Source organism: Streptomyces sp. NPDC047880 (assembly GCF_040706515.1).
Taxonomy (GTDB): domain Bacteria; phylum Actinomycetota; class Actinomycetes; order Streptomycetales; family Streptomycetaceae; genus Streptomyces.
Genome location: NZ_JBEZOK010000014.1, coordinates 1 through 16,665, shown reverse-complemented (window position 1 = coordinate 16,665; position 16,665 = coordinate 1). Strand labels below are relative to the sequence as shown.

At 71.3% G+C, this 16,665-nt stretch carries 13 protein-coding genes; 6 read left to right on the top strand and 7 right to left on the bottom strand.

Annotated elements, in window-relative coordinates; genetic code table 11:
• The first annotated feature begins 141 nt into the window (after positions 1–141).
• Positions 142–1,539: a cation:dicarboxylase symporter family transporter gene (locus tag AB0937_RS21320; RefSeq protein WP_366713714.1), complete on the top strand. Its 1,398-nt coding sequence runs from the start codon at positions 142–144 to the stop codon at positions 1,537–1,539.
• Between the two features lie 81 nt (positions 1,540–1,620).
• Here the strand turns inward: AB0937_RS21320 and AB0937_RS21315 are convergent, their stop codons facing one another.
• A complete protein-coding gene (locus AB0937_RS21315) occupies positions 1,621–2,235 on the bottom strand; it encodes a TetR/AcrR family transcriptional regulator (protein ID WP_366713712.1) in 615 nt (204 codons plus the stop codon).
• A 110-nt stretch (positions 2,236–2,345) separates the two neighbouring features.
• On the opposite strand from AB0937_RS21315, the gene AB0937_RS21310 reads away from it, so the two are divergent.
• The gene (locus tag AB0937_RS21310; protein ID WP_366713710.1) at positions 2,346–4,031 is read left to right on the top strand and encodes an MFS transporter; all 1,686 of its coding nucleotides are present in this window, start codon (positions 2,346–2,348) and stop codon (positions 4,029–4,031) included.
• Positions 4,032–4,168: 137 nt separating this feature from the next.
• On the opposite strand, the gene AB0937_RS21305 is transcribed toward AB0937_RS21310, so the two are convergent.
• Together AB0937_RS21305 and AB0937_RS21300 are read right to left on the bottom strand one after the other, a co-directional pair.
• On the bottom strand, positions 4,169–5,074 hold the full coding sequence (locus AB0937_RS21305) for an aldo/keto reductase (RefSeq protein WP_366713708.1): 906 nt from the start codon (positions 5,072–5,074) through the stop codon (positions 4,169–4,171).
• A 1-nt stretch (position 5,075) separates the two neighbouring features.
• Complete coding sequence (locus AB0937_RS21300; protein ID WP_366713706.1) at positions 5,076–5,990, bottom strand: NAD-dependent epimerase/dehydratase family protein; 915 nt, start codon at positions 5,988–5,990, stop codon at positions 5,076–5,078.
• Positions 5,991–6,035: 45 nt separating this feature from the next.
• On the opposite strand from AB0937_RS21300, the gene AB0937_RS21295 reads away from it, so the two are divergent.
• The 4 genes from AB0937_RS21295 to AB0937_RS21280 all read left to right on the top strand — a co-directional run bounded on the left by AB0937_RS21295 (position 6,036) and on the right by AB0937_RS21280 (position 9,750).
• On the top strand, positions 6,036–6,545 hold the full coding sequence (locus AB0937_RS21295; protein WP_366713704.1) for an Lrp/AsnC family transcriptional regulator: 510 nt from the start codon (positions 6,036–6,038) through the stop codon (positions 6,543–6,545).
• A 29-nt stretch (positions 6,546–6,574) separates the two neighbouring features.
• Positions 6,575–7,012 (top strand): MerR family transcriptional regulator, encoded by a 438-nt coding sequence (locus AB0937_RS21290; protein WP_366713702.1) that lies wholly within the window; start codon positions 6,575–6,577, stop codon positions 7,010–7,012.
• Positions 6,997–7,323 carry a thioredoxin domain-containing protein gene (locus AB0937_RS21285; protein ID WP_366713700.1) on the top strand — a complete coding sequence of 109 codons (327 nt, stop codon included), beginning with the start codon at positions 6,997–6,999 and terminating at the stop codon, positions 7,321–7,323. The genes AB0937_RS21290 and AB0937_RS21285 overlap by 16 nt, the downstream gene beginning before the upstream one ends.
• A 195-nt stretch (positions 7,324–7,518) precedes the next feature.
• Positions 7,519–9,750, top strand: a complete 2,232-nt coding sequence (locus tag AB0937_RS21280) for an ATP-dependent DNA helicase (protein ID WP_366713698.1) — start codon at positions 7,519–7,521, stop codon at positions 9,748–9,750.
• A 243-nt stretch (positions 9,751–9,993) separates the two neighbouring features.
• Here the strand turns inward: AB0937_RS21280 and glgB are convergent, their stop codons facing one another.
• From glgB to AB0937_RS21260, 4 genes are all read right to left on the bottom strand, one after another.
• Entirely contained in the window at positions 9,994–12,876 is a 2,883-nt protein-coding gene (gene glgB / locus AB0937_RS21275) for a 1,4-alpha-glucan branching enzyme (RefSeq protein WP_366713696.1), read from the bottom strand.
• Positions 12,877–12,906: 30 nt separating this feature from the next.
• Positions 12,907–14,349, bottom strand: a complete 1,443-nt coding sequence (locus tag AB0937_RS21270; protein WP_366713694.1) for a maltokinase — start codon at positions 14,347–14,349, stop codon at positions 12,907–12,909.
• A gap of 190 nt (positions 14,350–14,539) precedes the next feature.
• Entirely contained in the window at positions 14,540–16,240 is a 1,701-nt protein-coding gene (gene treS / locus AB0937_RS21265; protein WP_366713692.1) for a maltose alpha-D-glucosyltransferase, read from the bottom strand.
• A partial coding sequence (locus AB0937_RS21260; protein ID WP_366713690.1) for a DUF3459 domain-containing protein occupies positions 16,237–16,665 on the bottom strand: 429 nt, incomplete at its 5' end. The genes AB0937_RS21260 and treS, both read right to left, overlap by 4 nt.

The following is a 16,665-nucleotide window of genomic DNA, read 5'->3' as shown; positions in this document are numbered from 1 at the left end:
TCACAGAGCAGGACATAGTCACGGCATTCCCCATAACGCATCTCCGGGAGCCCCGCTCCGAGTTTCCCGGGCCTCCCGGAGTCTTTTCCGGACGTGAGCCGCACGCCGGTGATGCCGACGACGTCGTCAAGGAGGGCCGCCGTGACCAGCGCAGCCGATACGGCACCTGCCGCACGCAAACCCAAGCGGGACCGCACGCACTACCTCTACATCGCGGTGATCATCGCGGTTGCCGCCGGTATCGCGGTGGGCCTGGCCGCACCGGAGTTCGCGCAAGAGCTGAAGCCCATCGGCACGGGATTCGTGGCCCTGATCAAGATGATGATCTCGCCGATCATCTTCTGCACGATCGTGCTGGGCATCGGCTCGGTGCGGAAGGCCGCGAAGGTCGGCGCCGTGGGCGGCATCGCCCTGGGCTACTTCATGGTCATGTCGCTGGTCGCGCTGGGCATCGGTCTGATCGTCGGCAACATCCTGGAGCCGGGCACCGGCCTCGCGGTGACCGACGCGATCAAGGACGCCGGTCACGCGCAGATCGATTCCGAGGCGAAGGACACCACGGAGTTCCTGCTCGGCATCATCCCGACGACCATCGTCTCCGCCTTCACCAACGAGTCGGTGCTGCAGACGCTGCTGATCGCCCTGCTCGCGGGCTTCGCGCTGCAGGGCATGGGATCGGCCGGCCAGCCGATCCTGCGCGGCATCGAGCACATCCAGCGGCTCGTCTTCCGCATCCTCGCGATGGTCATGTGGGCCGCCCCGGTCGGTGCCTTCGGTGCCATCGCCGCCGTCACCGGCTCGGCCGGTCTGGAGGCGCTCAAGAGCCTCGCCGTGCTGATGCTCGGCTTCTACGTGACCTGCTTCCTGTTCGTCTTCATCGTGCTCGGCACCCTGCTGCGCGTCATCTCCGGCCTGAACATCTTCACGCTGTTCAAGTACCTGGGCCGGGAGTTCCTGCTGATCCTTTCCACGTCCTCGTCCGAGTCCGCGCTGCCGCGGCTCATCGCGAAGATGGAGCACCTGGGCGTCAGCAAGCCGGTGGTCGGCATCACCGTCCCGACCGGCTACTCCTTCAACCTCGACGGCACCATGATCTACATGACCATGGCCTCGCTGTTCATCGCCGACGCCATGGGCACGCCGATGTCGATCGGCGAGCAGATCCCGCTGCTGCTCTTCCTGCTGGTCGCCTCCAAGGGTGCCGCCGGCGTCACCGGCGCCGGTCTCGCGACCCTGGCCGGTGGTCTGCAGTCGCACAAGCCGGCCCTGGTGGACGGCATCGGCCTCATCGTCGGCATCGACCGCTTCATGAGCGAGGCCCGCGCCCTGACCAACTTCGCCGGCAACGCCGTGGCCACCGTGCTGATCGGCACCTGGACGAAGGAGATCGACAAGGACCGGGTGAACCAGGTCCTCGCCGGTCAGCTGCCCTTCGACGAGAAGACGCTGCTGGACGACGGCCACGACGGCCCGGCGGAGGACCGCGCCGAGGTCGAGGTGCCCGAGCAGGGCGGCGAGAAGGAGCTGGCGAAGGCCTGACGGCCGCGCCGCCCCCACAGAATCCGGGCGGCTGGGTGTCCCCCCGTCGCTCAGCCGCCCGGTCCACAGCGCACAGACGAATCAACGGTTCAGCTTCGCCACCAGTTCGGTGGCCTTCGAGGCGGGCACGCCCGCCGCGGTCAGTACGGTGACCGCGGCGCAGCGGCCCGCCTCCCGCGCTGTCAGCAGGCCGTCGTTCACCGCCTCCATCACCGCGAACAGCATCTGTTCGTGCACGTACGCCAGAGCCGGGGCCGGCAGCGGTGAGCGGAAGACTCCGTCGTCCAGCCCGCGCTGCAGCAAACCGATGCTCTTCTCCCTGACCGGCGCGAGCCGCTCGCGGATGCCCTGCATGGTGACCGTGCGCTGGGCGAGCGCCACCAGCAGCCGGTAGCGGTCGGCGATCTCCCACACCGCCAGCACCGAGCGCGCCACCGCCTCCGCCGGTTCCCGCACGTCCTCGCGGCCCGCCGCGTGCGCGGCCGCCAGCGCCTCGACGGCTTCGTCGACGAGCGTGCTGATCAGTGCCTCGCGGCTCGGGAAGTGCCCGTACACCGTCCGCCGTACGACGCCCGCGGCCCGTGCGATCTGGTCCATCGACGCGTCGGGGTCGCGCAGCAGCTCGGCGAGGGCGACGTCGAGGATGCGCCGGCGGTTGGCGTCGGCGCGGCTGGTTCCCGTGGTCATGGACGTCATTGTGCCCCTTCCCGAGTCGAGTTGCACAGTGCTATGCAACGACGTAGATTGCACAGCGTTGTGTAAATGCACACCCATGTGCAAACCCAGTCGGGAAGGCGACCCCTGCCATGCGACTCGTCATCAACCAACCGGCCGAGAGGATGGACCGCCCCTACGCACGCCGCTGGTGGGCGCTCCTGGTGCTCTGCCTCAGCCTGCTGATCATCGTGATGGCCAACACGGCCCTCACCGTCGCCGCGCCCGCCATGACCGAGGACCTCGGTCTGACCAGCGCCGACCTGCAGTGGGTGATCGACGGCTACACCGTCCCGTACGCCGCGCTGATGCTGCTGCTCGGCGCGATCGGCGACAAGTACAGCCGCCGGGGCGCCCTCGTCCTCGGACTGGTCGTCTTCGCGGGCGGCTCCGTCTTCGGCTACCTCGCCGACAGCGCCGCGACCGTCATCGCCGCCCGGGCCGTGATGGGCGCCGGCGCCGCGATGATCATGCCCGCCACCTTGTCCCTGCTCGCCGCGACCTTCCCGCGCGCCGAACGGGCCAAGGCCATCACCCTGTGGACGGCAACGGCCGGGCTCGCCATCGCGGCCGGACCGCTGGTCGCCGGGGCGCTGCTGGAGGATCACGGCTGGTCGTCGACGTTCCTCATCAACGTCCCCGTCGCGGTCCTGGCCCTCCTCGGCGCCTTCGTCCTCGTACCGCCGTCCAAGGCCGCGGACCGGGGGCGCGTCGACTACGGCGGCGGACTGCTGTCGGTGGTGTGGATCGCCGCGCTGGTCTACATGATCATCGAGGGACCGCACTTCGGCTGGGGCGCCACGGCCGTCACCGCCGCGGTCGTCACCGGAGCCGGACTCGTCGCCTTCGTCCTGTGGGAGCTGCGCCACCCGCGCCCGCTGCTCGACGTCCGCCGCTTCACCCACCGCGGCTTCGCCGGCTCCAACCTCGCCGTCGCCCTGTTCTTCCTGGCCGTCTTCGGCGCCTTCTACTACCTGACCCAGCACCTGCAGTTCGTCCTCGGCTACGACGCCCTGGACACGGGACTGCGCATGCTGCCGCTGGCGGGTGCCGTGTTCGTGGGCGCCGCCCTCACCGCCCTCCTCACGCCCCGGGTCGGCATGAAGTGGACCGTCACGGCGGGCATGGTCGGCGGCACGGCGGCCCTGGCGCTGCTCACCCGGGTCGACGCCACCTCCTCGTACGGCGACTTCGTCGCGCCCCTCGTCGTCCTCGGCCTCTCGATCGGGCTCGCCCTGTCGCCCTGCACGGACGCCATCATGGGGGCGTTCCCGGAGTCGAAGCTGGGCGTCGGCGGCGCGGTGAACGACACGTCGCTGGAGCTCGGGGGCTCGCTCGGCATCGCCATCCTGGGCTCGCTGCTCGCGACGTCGTACTCCGGCCACCTCTCGGACGCGACGGCCGGCAGCAAGCTCCCCGCCTCCTCCCTGTCCACGGCCCAGGACTCCGTCGGCGCCGGGTACGCCGTCGCCCAGGGCATCGGCGACAAGGCACGGCAGCTCGCCGAGCAGGCCGCGCACACCGGCGACCCCCGGCAGGCGGAGCGGCTCCGGGCGCAGGCCGAACAACTCGGCGGCGGCGCCCGGCAGATGGCCGACGCGGTCGGGTCCGCGTTCTCCGACGCGGTCGCGCACACCAGCCTGATCGGGGCCGTGATCCTGGGCGTCGGCACGCTGGTGGTGGCGCTGCTGCTGCCCGGCAGGCAGCAGACGACGCAGGAGCCCGTCGAGGAACCCGTCGAGGAGAGCCAGGAGCTGGAGTCCTCCGGGGTCCGCTAGGGACTGTCGCGCAAGAGGGGTCGCGCGGCAGGCGCCACCTTGGCAACAGTCCCCAGGACGGATCGCGCGAGTGGCGCCGCCGCCCGGGTGCGGTCGGCGTCACCTTCGTGTGCGGGGCCGGGCCGATCGGCGTCACCTCATGCGCGGGGCCGGACCGGCCCGGCCGCCTCGTCCAGCCGGGCGCGTTCCTCCGGGGTGAGGAGCAGGTCCGCCGCGGCCGCCGAGTCCCTGATGGTCCGCGGCCGGCTCGCCCCCGGGATCGGGACGACCACCGGGGACCGGCCCAGCAGCCAGGCCAGGCCGACCTGCTGGGGACTGACACCGCGCTCCGCCGCCACCGCGTGGAAGGCGGCGAAGCGCTGCTCGCCCTCCGTACGTGAGGGCCCGTCCAGGGAACTGCGGGACAGCCCGCCCAGCGGACTCCACGGCAGGAACGCCAGCCCCAGTTCCGCACAGAGCCGCAGCTCCGGCTCGCTGTCGAGGACCGCGGGGGAGTACCGGTTCTGGACCGACACCAGCCGGTCGCCGAGGATCTCCCGGGCCCGGCGGATCTGGTCCGCGTCCGCGTTGGACACACCGGCCAGCCGGATCGTGCCCGTGTCGAGCAGCTCGCGCAGCGCTCCGACGGACTCCTCGAAGGGCACCGCGGGGTCGGGCTTGTGCAGCTGGTAGAGGCCGATCGCCTCCACGCCCAGCCGCTCGCGCGACGCCTCGGCTGCGGCCTTGAGGTGCCGGGGGGAGCCGTTCACCGTCCAGTCGCCGTCCGCCGGCCGGCCCCGTCCGCCCTTCGTCGCCACCAGGACGCCGGAGGTGTCACCGCCGTAGGAGGCCAGCGCCCGGGCCACCAGCCGTTCGTTGTGGCCGGGTTCCGCCCCCGGCAGGTGGTACGAGTCGGCCGTGTCCAGGAGGGTCACACCGGCGTCGAGCGCGGCGTGCACGGTGGCCAGGGCACGCTCCTCGTCCGGTCTTCCCTCGATGGACAGCGGCATCGCCCCGAGCCCCACCGCGCTCACCCGCAGCCCGCCGAGTGTCCTGTACCGCATGTCAGTCGCCCTTCCCGAGCGTCTCGGCGACGGCACGCGGCAGCCACTGCCGGGCCTCCCCGAAGCGGAAACCGAGCCGGTCGGCCCGGGAGTTGTCCATGCCGTAGGAACGGCGGAACGAGAACGGCGAGACCTCGCCGACCTCCACGGACCGGAACTCGGCCCGGCCGCCGGGGACATGGACGGCCACCGCCGCGCACAGCTCCTCCGTGCTCAGCACCCCGGAGGATGCGGCGTTCACCGGCCCGGTGAAGTCCTCGCCCGCCGCCCAGGCCAGGAAGCGGGCGACCTCCTCGACGTAGGCGTAGGTGGCCGGCCGGTTCGCCGCCGGCACGGCGATCGGCTCGCCGGTGCGTATCCGCTCGGCGTAGTGCGCCAGCCGGCCGGTGAAGTCGTCGTCCCCGCCCAGCACATGGGCCACCCGCACCGCCGTGTACGGCAGCGCCGCGCCGCCGGCCGCGAGGACCGCCTCGGCCTGCCGCTTGCCCTCCCCGTAGTGGGCCGCTACGAACGCGGGATCGTCCCAGGGCAGTTCCAGGTCGACGGAGACGGCGGACGGGTCGACGGTATCCTCGCGTACGAGCGCGGGGGAGTCCTCGTACTCGTACACCTCGACCGTCGACGTCATCACATAGCGCCGGGCGCGGCCGGTGAAGACCCGACGGGCGAGCGCGGCCTGGCGCGGGGTGTAGCAGACCTGGTCGACGACGACGTCGAAGACGCGCGAGCCGAGGGCGCCGGTCAGCGACCGCTCGTCGTCCCGGTCGGCGCGCAGGTGCTCCACCCCGGCGGGCGGCGGCGAGGACCCCCGGTTCAGCACGGTGACACGGTGGCCTTCGGTGAGCAGCCGTGCGATCAGGCGCTTTCCGACGTAACGGTTGCCGCCGATGACCAGGACGTCCAGGGCTTTTTCCATGGCCATAATTCTCCCGGCGTACATTCACGCCCTGAAGGGGGAACCATGGGAGTTCAGGCTGCCGCGCCGAAAGAACCACGGCATCTGCGCACCGCCGCCGACGAAACGTCGGCGGCCTTCGACACGCTGGACCGGCAGATCCTCCAGCTGCTCCAGACCGACGGCCGGATCAAGCTCAGCGAGCTGGGCCGCCGGGTCAGGCTCAGCCCCGCGGCCGTCACCGAGCGGGTGCGCCGACTGGAGGCGGCGGGCGTGATCAGCGGCTACGGCGCCCACGTCGTGCCCGCCCGGCTCGGCTACGGCATCCAGGCGTTCATCCGCGTCAACCCGCACGGCGGCTACAACCTGAAGCACCCCAGGACCCTGGAGCTGATCGAGCGCCCCGAGATCACCGAGGTGCACCACGTGGTCGGGGAGGACTGCTGGATCCTCAAGGTCGCGGTGCGCGACACCGTCCACCTGGAGGAGGTCCTGGAGGCCGTCTCCGCGCTGGGCCGTACCACCACGTCGATCGTGCTGACCTCCCCGGTGGAGCGGAAACCGCTGTTGCCTTGACGCCGGGGTCAAGGATTACGTTCGACCGCATGCGAATCGGCGAGCTGGCCGCACGGGCCGGGACCACGACGCGGACGCTGCGGTACTACGAGTCGCGGGGGCTGCTGCCCGCGCGGCGCACCGGCAACGGTTACCGGACCTACGACGAGAACGATCTGCGCCTGCTCCGGCAGATCAGGACGCTCCAGGACTTCGGGTTCGACCTGGAGGAGACACGGCCCTTCGTGGAGTGCCTGCGCGCCGGGCACCCCGAAGGCGACTCGTGCCCGGCCTCGCTCGCGGTCTACCGGCGCAAGCTGGACGAACTCGACGCGCTGATCGGCCAGCTGACCGGCGTACGGGACACCGTCGCACGGCAGTTGGAGCGCGCCGAGCTGGCCCGGGCCGAGCTGGCCGCCGAGGCGGAGGTTCCGGGCGGTCCGGAACCCGTGTGCGAGCTGGGAGGGGACACATGGCGACCGGCGTGACGGATGTGACGGACGCGGACTTCGAAACGGAGGTGATCGGGGCGGAGCTGCCGGTGCTGGTGGAGTTCACCGCCGACTGGTGCCCGCCCTGCCGGCAGATGGGCCCGGTGCTCAAGGCCCTCGCCACCGAGGAGGGCGATCGGCTGAAGGTCGTGCAGCTGGACGTCGACGCCAACCCGGCGACGACCAACGCCTACAAGGTGCTGTCCATGCCGACCTTCATGGTGTTCCGGGGCGGTGAGCCCGTGAAGGCGATGGTCGGCGCACGGGCCAAGCGGCGGCTGCTGGAGGAAATCTCCGACGTGCTGTGACCGCAGGCCTGGACGACGGCCCTGCGCACGACCCCGGATACGGGAAATCCCCCGAGCAATTGCGCTCGGGGGATTTCCTTGCGTATATTTGTCTGTTCGTGACTTCAAGTCGATTGAAGTCACAGTGAAGTTCAGTGAGCACAGTATATCCGGGCGGGAGCGGAATTGTCAAACACCGAGTTTCCGGACGATGAATTGCGACAGGAACAGGAATTCATCGACGGGTTGTACGCGCGCGTGGACGCGCTGCGCGGCGACGCCGAGACCTCCGTCACGGACGCGCTCGCGCAGGGCAACACCCCCATGCAGGCCAGACTCGAGCGGGACATCCTCGTCGCCGAGCGCTCCGGGCTGCTCGCCGCGCTGAACGCGGTGGACGGCTCCCTGTGCTTCGGCCGGATCGACCTCACCTCGGGCGTCACCCACCACATCGGCCGTATCGGCCTGCGCACCGACGACGCCGAACGCACCCCGGTCCTCATCGACTGGCGCGCCGACGTCGCCCGCCCCTTCTACCTGGCCACCGGCCACACCCCGATGGGCCTCAGGCGCCGCCGGCACATCGCCACCGACGGCCGCACGGTCACCCACCTGCACGACGAGATCCTCGACCTCGGCGACGAGACCCGCACCGGTCACGAGGACCCGACGGGCGACGCCGTGCTGCTCGCCGCCCTCAACTCCGCGCGCACCGGGCGCATGGGCGACATCGTGCAGACCATCCAGGCCGACCAGGACCGCATCATCCGCGCCCCGCACCGCGGCGTCATGGTGGTGGAGGGCGGTCCGGGGACCGGCAAGACGGCCGTCGCCCTGCACCGCGCCGCCTACCTGCTCTACGAGCACCGGGAGCTGCTCGCCAAGCGGGCCGTACTGATCGTCGGGCCCAACCCGGCGTTCCTCGGCTACATCGGCGAGGTGCTCCCCTCCCTCGGCGAGACCGGAGTGCTGCTCGCGACCGTGGGCGAGCTGTTCCCCGGAGTGAAGGCGACCTCGACCGACACACCCGAGGCTGCCGCCGTGAAGGGCCGCGCCGGCATGGCCGACGTCCTCGCCGAGGTCGTCCGCAGCCGGCAGGCGCTGCCCGACCCGGTGATCGCCATCGAGCACGACCGCGAGGTCCTCATGCTCGACGACGGCCTGGTCAACGTGGCCCGCGAACGCACCCGCGCCGCCAGGCTGCCGCACAACGCCTCCCGCGAGCACTTCGAGGGGCACATCCTCAACGCCCTCACCGACCTGTACGCCGAGCGGATCGGCACCGACCCCTTCGACGGGTCCAGCCTGCTCGACCCCAGCGACATCACCCAGATCCGCGACGACCTCGCCGAGAACCCCGAAGTCCGGGCGGCCGTCGACCAGCTGTGGCCGCTGCTGACCCCGCAGCGGCTCGTCGCGGACTTCCTCGCCGCGCCGGAGGAGTTCCTGCCGGCCGAGGACGCCGACGCCGTACGCCGCCCGGTGACCCGGCGCTGGACGGTCGCGGACGTGCCGCTGCTCGACGAGGCCGCCGAACTCCTCGGCGACGACGACCGGCTCGCCCGCGACCGCGCCGAGCGTGAGCGGCAGCGGCAGATCGCCTACGCCCAGGGCGTGCTCGACGTGTCCTACGCGTCCCGGACCTACGAGTTCGAGGACAAGGAGGAGGACGACCCCGAGGGCTCCGAGGTGCTGTCCGCGCACGACATCATCGACGCCGAGCGGTTCGCCGAGCGGCACGAGGAGGACGACCACCGCAGCGCCGCCGAGCGCGCCGCCGCCGACCGCACCTGGGCGTTCGGGCACATCATCGTCGACGAGGCGCAGGAGTTGTCGCCGATGGCATGGCGGCTGCTGATGCGACGCAGCCCGACCCGCTCGATGACCCTGGTCGGCGACCCGGCGCAGACCGCGGAGGCGGCCGGGGTCGGGTCCTGGTCCGGCATCCTCGAGCCGTACGTCGAGGACCGCTGGGAGCACACCCGCCTGGGCGTCAACTACCGCACCCCCGCCGAGATCATGGACGTCGCAGCGGCCGTGGTCCGCGCCGAGCACCCGCGGTTCGAGCCGCCCAGCTCGGTCCGCTCCACGGGCGTACGCCCCTGGGCACGCGCCACCGACGACCTTCCCGGCGACGTCGCCAAGGCGGTCGGAGAGCTCACCCCGGCGGAGGGCAGGCTGGCGGTCATCGCGCCGCGCGACCTCCACCGCTCCCTCGCGGCCCGGCTGGACGGCGTCACGGCCGGCGCCGAGCCCGACCTCACCCGGTCGGTGGTCCTGCTCGACCCGCGCCAGGCCAAGGGCCTGGAGTTCGACTCCGTCCTCGTGGTCGAGCCCGGCCGGTACGGCACGAGCGACCTGTACGTGGCCCTGACCCGGGCCACCCAGCGGCTGGGCGTGCTGCACACCGGCGCACTGCCGCAGCCCCTGGCGGAAGCCTTCGCGTAGTAGCGGGGTGGCCCCGTACCCGGCCGGGTACGGGGCCACCTACCGCAGGAGCGACCCCGGATCCCGCAGCGCGTGCCACAGCCCGGCCCCGAGCGGTACGACGGTCAGGGCGAAGAAGACCCAGAACTGGAACGAGGCCCCGGGCGCGATCGGTGCGTACGCTCGCCGACCACCTCGCGCACACGCTGACGGGAGCGGCGGTGGGAGCCGCTCCCGTCCACGCCCTGCTTCTTTCCCGGCCCCTTACGCCGGCCGCAGCCAGACCGTCGCCAGGGGCGGCAGGGTCAGCCGGATGCTGGCCGGGCGGCCGTGCCAGGCCAGCGGCTCGGGCTTGACCGGGTCGGGGTTGGTGACGTCACTGCCGCCGTAGCGGGCCGCGTCGGTGTTGACGGCCTCGTGCCAGGCGGGGATGTCCTCCGGAACGCCCAGACGGTATTCCTGGCGGGTGACCGGCGCGAAGTTGGACACCGCGAGCACCGGCACGCCCTCCGGGTCCAGCCGCAGGAACGCGAAGACGTTGTCGTCGGCGGCGTCCCCGACGATCCACTCGAAACCGGCCGGGTCCGTGTCCAGGCGCCACAGCGCCGGGGTCGCCCGGTAGACGGTGTTGAGGTCGCGGACCAGGTCGCGCACCCCGCGGTGGTCGGGCTCGGCCCCGTAGCCCGGGTCCAGCAGCCACCAGTCGGGGCCGTGCGCCTCGGACCACTCGGCTCCCTGGGCGAACTCCTGCCCCATGAACAGCAGTTGTTTGCCCGGATGCGCCCACATGAAGCCCAGGTAGGACCGGACGCCGGCGCGCTGCTGCCACCAGTCGCCGGGCATCTTCGACACCAGGGAACGCTTGCCGTGCACGACCTCGTCGTGCGAGATCGGCAGCACGTAGTTCTCGCTGTAGGCGTACACCATGGAGAAGGTCATCTCCCCGTGGTGGTACTTGCGGTGCACCGGCTCGTGGCTCATGTACTGCAACGAGTCGTGCATCCAGCCCATGTTCCACTTCAGCCCGAACCCCAGCCCGCCGAAGCCGCTCGGGCCCTTGTGATGGGTGGCCCGGGTGACGCCGTCCCAGGCGGTGGACTCCTCGGCGACCGTGACCACGCCCGGCACCCTGCGGTACACCGTCGCGTTCATCTCCTGGAGGAACGCCACCGCGTCCAGGTTCTCGCGGCCGCCGTGCTCGTTGGGCGTCCACTGGCCCGGCTCGCGCGAGTAGTCCAGGTACAGCATCGAGGCGACGGCGTCCACACGCAGGCCGTCGATGTGGAACTCCTCGCACCAGTACACGGCGTTCGCCACGAGGAAGTTGCGCACCTCGTTGCGCCCGAAGTCGAACTCCAGCGTGCCCCAGTCGGGGTGCGCGGCCCGGAGCGGGTCCTCGTGCTCGTACAGCGGACGCCCGTCGAACTCGGCGAGCGCCCAGGCGTCCCGCGGGAAGTGCGCCGGCACCCAGTCCATGAGGACGCCGATGCCCGCCTGGTGCAGCTTGTCGACCAGGTACCGGAAGTCGTCCGGCGTGCCCAGCCGGGCCGTCGGCGCGTAGAAGCCGGTCACCTGGTAGCCCCAGGAGCCCCCGAACGGATGCTCGGCGACCGGCATCAGCTCGACGTGCGTGAAGCCCAGGTTCTTCACGTATCCGGGCAGTTGCTCGGCGAGCTGCCGGTACGTCAGCCCCGGCCGCCAGGACGGCAGATGCACCTCGTACACCGAGAACGGCGCCTCGTGCGCCGGGACTTCGGCGCGCCGGGCCAGCCACTGCGCGTCGCCCCACTCGTACTGCGAGGAGGTGATGACCGACGAGGTCGCGGGCGGCACCTCCGTGCGGCGGGCCAGCGGGTCGGCGCGCAGCGTCTTCGAGCCGTCGGGGCGGGTGATCTCGAACTTGTACAGCTCGCCCTCGCCGATGTCCGGCAGGAACAGCTCCCACACCCCGGACGAGCCCAGCGAGCGCATGACGTGCGCGGTGCCGTCCCAGAAGTTGAAGGTGCCGGCCACGCGCACACCGCGCGCGTTCGGCGCCCACACCGCGAACCGGGTGCCGGTCACGTCCTGGTGGGTCATCGGGTGCGCGCCCAGCGCCGTCCACAGCTCCTCGTGCCGGCCCTCGCCGATGAGGTGCAGGTCGAGGTCGCCCAGCGTGGGCAGGAAGCGGTACGCGTCCTCGGTCTCCAGGACCGTGCCCTCGTACTCCACGACCAGCCGGTACTCCGGGACCTCCGTCAGCGGCAGCAGCCCCGAGAAGAACCCCTCACCGTCGTCGTGCAGCTCGGCTCGCAGCTCCCCGGCGACGACGCTCACCGACAGGGCGTACGGCCGGAACGCCCGGAAGGCGACGCCGCCGGGCACGGGGTGGGCGCCCAGCACGGAGTGCGGGTCGTGGTGCGTGCCGTTGAGCAGCCGCTCCCGGTCCGCCGACCCGACGGCGGGTGCGGCGGCGACCTCCATCTCCGGCGGAACGACCTGAGCGGAAGCGGCCGTCCCCGCGGGGCTCTTCCCGGCAGGGGCCTTCTTGACCGCGCTCTTCTTCGGGAGGGCCTTCTCCGCGGGCGCCCCGGACACGGTGGCCTTCTTCGCGAGGGCCTTGGCGGCGGGCGCCTTCCTTGCTGCGGCCTTCTTCGCCGTTGCCTTTTTCGCCGCGGCCTTCCTGACGGGGGACTCGGTGGCTGCGGCCTCGGTGGCGGTGGCCTCCTTCGCGGCGGACCCGGCCGCCGTCGACCCGACCGTCGTGGCCTTCTCGGCGGCGGTCTTCTTCACGGCCGTCCTGGCCGCGGTCTGCTTCGCAGCCGTCTGCTTCGCAGCGGTCTTCTTCACCGCCGCCTTCTTCGCGGCGGTCTTCTTCGCTGCCGCCGTCGTCCCGGCGGCGGCAGCGGGCTGTTCCACCGACGTCTTCTTGGCGGGAGCCTTCTTCGTCGCCGCCTTCTTGGCCACGGTCTTGGCGACGGTGGTCTTGCCGGCGGCCGCCTTCTTGGCGGTCGTCCTCGCGGGGGCCGCCTTCTTCGCCGCTGCCTGTTTCGGCACCGCCGTCTTCTTCGCGGCGCTCTTGTGCTGGGCGGCCGTGGGCTGCTCGGGGATCTTCTCCCCGGCGGTCCCCTTGGGACGCGAACCGCTGGACTCAGGGCGGGGGGTCACGGGCGGAGCCTCCAGGACGAGGGTGGTCGGTCAGGTCAGGTGGCCGGTCGAGGCGAGCCGGTCTATGGCGGCCAGGGGCACCGGCAGCCAGTCGGGGCGGTGCCGGGCCTCGTACACCACCTCGTAGATCGCCTTGTCCGTCTCGTAGGCGCGCAGCAGCACCGGGTCGGTGCGCGGATCGCGGCCGGAGGCCTCCGCGTAGCCGGAGCAGTACGCGGACCGGCAGGTATCGGCCCAGTCCGGCTGGGGTGGGTCGGCCGAGCGTGCCGCGTAGTCGAAGGACCGCAGCATGCCGGCGACGTCGCGCACCGCCGGCTGCGGCATGCGGCGTTCGGCCAGCGGCCGGGCCGGTTCGCCCTCGAAGTCGATCAGCCACCACTCGCCGGACGGCGAGCGCAGGCACTGGCCGAGATGCAGGTCGCCGTGCACCCGCTGCGCGGTCCAGGTGCGGCCCTCGGCGGCCAGGTCGCCCAGCGCGGTGAACGCCGACCGCAGGCCGCGTGCGTACGGCCGCAGCGCGGCCACCGCCTGGACGGCCGCGTCCAGGCGCTCGATCATGCCGTCGACCATGAGCTGGAGCTGTGTGTGACCGAGCGTGACGGTCGGCAACGCCCGGGCCAGTGCGGTGTGCACCTCGGCGGTGGCCCGCCCCAGCGCCCGCGCCTCGGCGCCGAAGTCCTCGCCCTTGGCCAGCTCGCGCAGCGCCAGCTCCCAGCCGTCGGAGGCGCCTTGCAGGAACGGCTGGAGCACTCCCAGGACGTAAGGCTGGCCGGCGAGGTCCACCGGGCCCGCCGGGACGACCGGGTCCGCCGTGGGGGCGATGTCCGCGACCATCCAGGCCGTCGGCGCGGGCACCCGCGGGCAGCCCTCGCGGGCCAGCGCGAGCGGCAGCTCCAGATCGGGGTTGACCCCCGGCACGATCCGGCGGAGCAGCTTGAGGATAAACGTATCTCCGTAGACGAGCGACGAGTTGGACTGCTCGGCGGTCACCACGCGCGGGACGAGTCCGGTGCGGATGTCCTGGCCGGGGTCCCGCTCGAAGCGGAGCCTGCCGACCCGGGCCTGCGTGCGCAGCGCCTCCAGGAGCAGCTCGGCGGGCCTGGTGTCGTGCAGGGCGTCGTAGACCGTCCGGCCGGCCAGCGGTCCCGTCGGCACGTGTCCGATCAGCGCGGGCGCCAGCCGAGGCGGCAGCGCCTCGCGCACGCCTATCAGCAGCTGGTAGCAGTCACCGGGGTGACCGGGCGCCCCGTGGGACGGCACGGAGGGCTGATGGGCGCGGACGAGCAGGTGGTACAGCCCCAGCTTGGACGTGGCCGGGAGCAGCTCGGTGGCCTCGACCAGCGTGAACCCGGTGACCGGCCGTCCCTTGCCCGCGAACCAGCGCTGCCGCGGCAGCCATTCCCGCAGCAGTGGATCCAGGGAGGCAAGAAGGCCGGGCGGGGTGGTGACGGTGCGTGTGACGGCTTCCGACATGGCGTCGCGTCCTTTCACCCATTTGTGGTGCGCCTCCGGCGCCTGTGACCGGCCCCGGACGGCGCCCCTCCGGCTCACGCGGGTGGGCGGGTGTTACTGATGCGTGCCCCGGGCGGGGCGGAGGAAACGCCCCGCCGCCGGGGTTTGCGGCCCGTCCCGCGGATCAGGCCTCAACAGGCCTTTTCAGGCCTCACACGGTCTCCTTGCGGAGCCGGAACCAGTAGAAGCCGTGACCGCCGAGGGTCAGCAGGTACGGCAGCTCGCCGATCGCGGGGAAACGCACCCCGCCGAAAAGCTCCACCGGGTGCCGCCCCTCGAAGGCGCTCAGGTCCAGCTCGGTGGGCTGTGCGAAACGCGAGAAGTTGTTCACGCACAGCACCAGGTCGTCCTCGTACTCCCGCAGGAACGCCAGCACCGCCGGGTTCGTCGACGGCAGCTCGGTGTACGAGCCGAGCCCGAAGGCCGGGTTCTGCTTGCGGATCTCGATCATGCGGCGGGTCCAGTGCAGCAGCGACGACGGCGAGGCCATGGACGCCTCGACGTTCGTGACCTGGTAGCCGTAGACCGGGTCCATGATCGTGGGCAGGAACAGCCGCCCCGGATCGGACGAGGAGAAACCCGCGTTGCGGTCGGGCGTCCACTGCATCGGCGTGCGCACCGCGTCGCGGTCGCCGAGCCAGATGTTGTCGCCCATGCCGATCTCGTCGCCGTAGTACAGGATCGGCGAGCCCGGCAGGGCCAGCAGCAGGGCCGTGAACAGCTCGATCTGGTTGCGGTCGTTGTCCAGCAGCGGGGCGAGCCTGCGGCGGATGCCGATGTTGGCGCGCATGCGGGGGTCCTTGGCGTACTCGGCCCACATGTAGTCGCGCTCTTCGTCGGTGACCATCTCGAGCGTGAGCTCGTCGTGGTTGCGCAGGAAGATGCCCCACTGGCAGTTCGACGGAATGGCCGGTGTCTTGGCCAGGATCTCGGAGACGGGGTAGCGGGACTCGCGCCGCACGGCCATGAAGATGCGCGGCATGACCGGGAAGTGGAACGCCATGTGGCACTCGTCGCCGCCGCCGGCGTAGTCGCCGAAGTAGTCGACGACGTCCTCGGGCCACTGGTTGGCCTCCGCCAGCAGCACGGTGTCCGGGTACTGGGCGTCGATCTCCTTGCGCACCCGCTTCAGGAAGTCGTGCGTCTCCGGGAGGTTCTCGCAGTTCGTGCCCTCCTGCTGGTACAGGTACGGCACCGCGTCCAGCCGGAACCCGTCGATGCCCAGGTCCAGCCAGAACTTCAGGGCGGAGATCATCTCCTCCTGCACGGCCGGGTTCTCGTAGTTGAGGTCCGGCTGGTGGGAGAAGAACCGGTGCCAGTAGTACTGCTTGCGGACCGGGTCGTAGGTCCAGTTGGAGGCCTCGGTGTCGACGAAGATGATCCGCGCGTCCTGGAACTGCTTGTCGTCGTCCGCCCACACGTAGTAGTCGCCGTAGGGTCCGTCGGGGTCCTTGCGCGACTCCTGGAACCACGGGTGCTGGTCACTGGTGTGGTTCATGACGAAGTCGATGATCACGCGCATGCCCCGCTGGTGGGCGGCGTCGACGAACTCCACGAAGTCGGCCAGGTCGCCGAACTCCGGCAGGACGGCCGTGTAGTCGGAGACGTCGTAGCCGCCGTCGCGCAGCGGCGACTTGAAGAACGGCGGCAGCCACAGGCAGTCGACGCCCAGCCACTGGAGGTAGTCGAGCTTCGCGGTCAGGCCTTTGAGGTCACCGACGCCGTCGCCGTCGCTGTCCTGGAAGGAGCGGACGAGCACCTCGTAGAAGACGGCGCGCTTGAACCACTCCGGGTCACGGTCCCTGGCGGGGGTGTCCTCGAAAGTGTCCGGAACGGGTTCGTTGACGATCATGTTGTGGGTGACCCTCCGATCTCCGGGGTGGACGGTCGCAGGACCGTGAAGACGTGCGCGGGCCTGCGGCCCGGTTCGAGGCGCACATAGTTGGCCCTGCCCCAGTGGTAGGTCTCGCCGGTGAGCTCGTCGCGCACCGGCACCGACTCGTGCCAGTCCAGGCCGAGTTGCGGCATGTCCAACGAGACCGTCGCCTCCTGGGTGTGGTGGGGGTCGAGGTTGGCGACCACCAGAACCGTGTTCGAACCCTTCCGCTTCGAGTAGGCGATCACCGCCTCCTGGTCGGCATGGTGGAAGTGGAGGTCGCGCAGCTGCTGGAGGGCCGGGTTCTCGCGCCGGATGGTGTTGAGCCGGGTCAGCAGCGGGACGATGGTGCGGCCCTCACGTTCGGCGTTCTCCCAGTCGCGGTGCCTGAGCTGGTACTT

Excerpts from the sequence above, each read along its gene's own strand:
- AB0937_RS21305 (WP_366713708.1), bottom strand. The coding sequence starts at position 5,074 with ATGCGGTACAGGACACTCGGCGGGCTGCGGGTGAGCGCGGTGGGGCTC.
- AB0937_RS21285 (WP_366713700.1), top strand. The coding sequence starts at position 6,997 with ATGGCGACCGGCGTGACGGATGTGACGGACGCGGACTTCGAAACGGAG.
- AB0937_RS21290 (WP_366713702.1), top strand. The coding sequence starts at position 6,575 with ATGCGAATCGGCGAGCTGGCCGCACGGGCCGGGACCACGACGCGGACG.
- AB0937_RS21295 (WP_366713704.1), top strand. The coding sequence starts at position 6,036 with ATGGGAGTTCAGGCTGCCGCGCCGAAAGAACCACGGCATCTGCGCACC.
- AB0937_RS21300 (WP_366713706.1), bottom strand. The coding sequence starts at position 5,990 with ATGGAAAAAGCCCTGGACGTCCTGGTCATCGGCGGCAACCGTTACGTC.
- AB0937_RS21270 (WP_366713694.1), bottom strand. The coding sequence starts at position 14,349 with ATGTCGGAAGCCGTCACACGCACCGTCACCACCCCGCCCGGCCTTCTT.
- AB0937_RS21315 (WP_366713712.1), bottom strand. The coding sequence starts at position 2,235 with ATGACGTCCATGACCACGGGAACCAGCCGCGCCGACGCCAACCGCCGG.
- AB0937_RS21310 (WP_366713710.1), top strand. The coding sequence starts at position 2,346 with ATGCGACTCGTCATCAACCAACCGGCCGAGAGGATGGACCGCCCCTAC.
- treS (WP_366713692.1), bottom strand. The coding sequence starts at position 16,240 with ATGATCGTCAACGAACCCGTTCCGGACACTTTCGAGGACACCCCCGCC.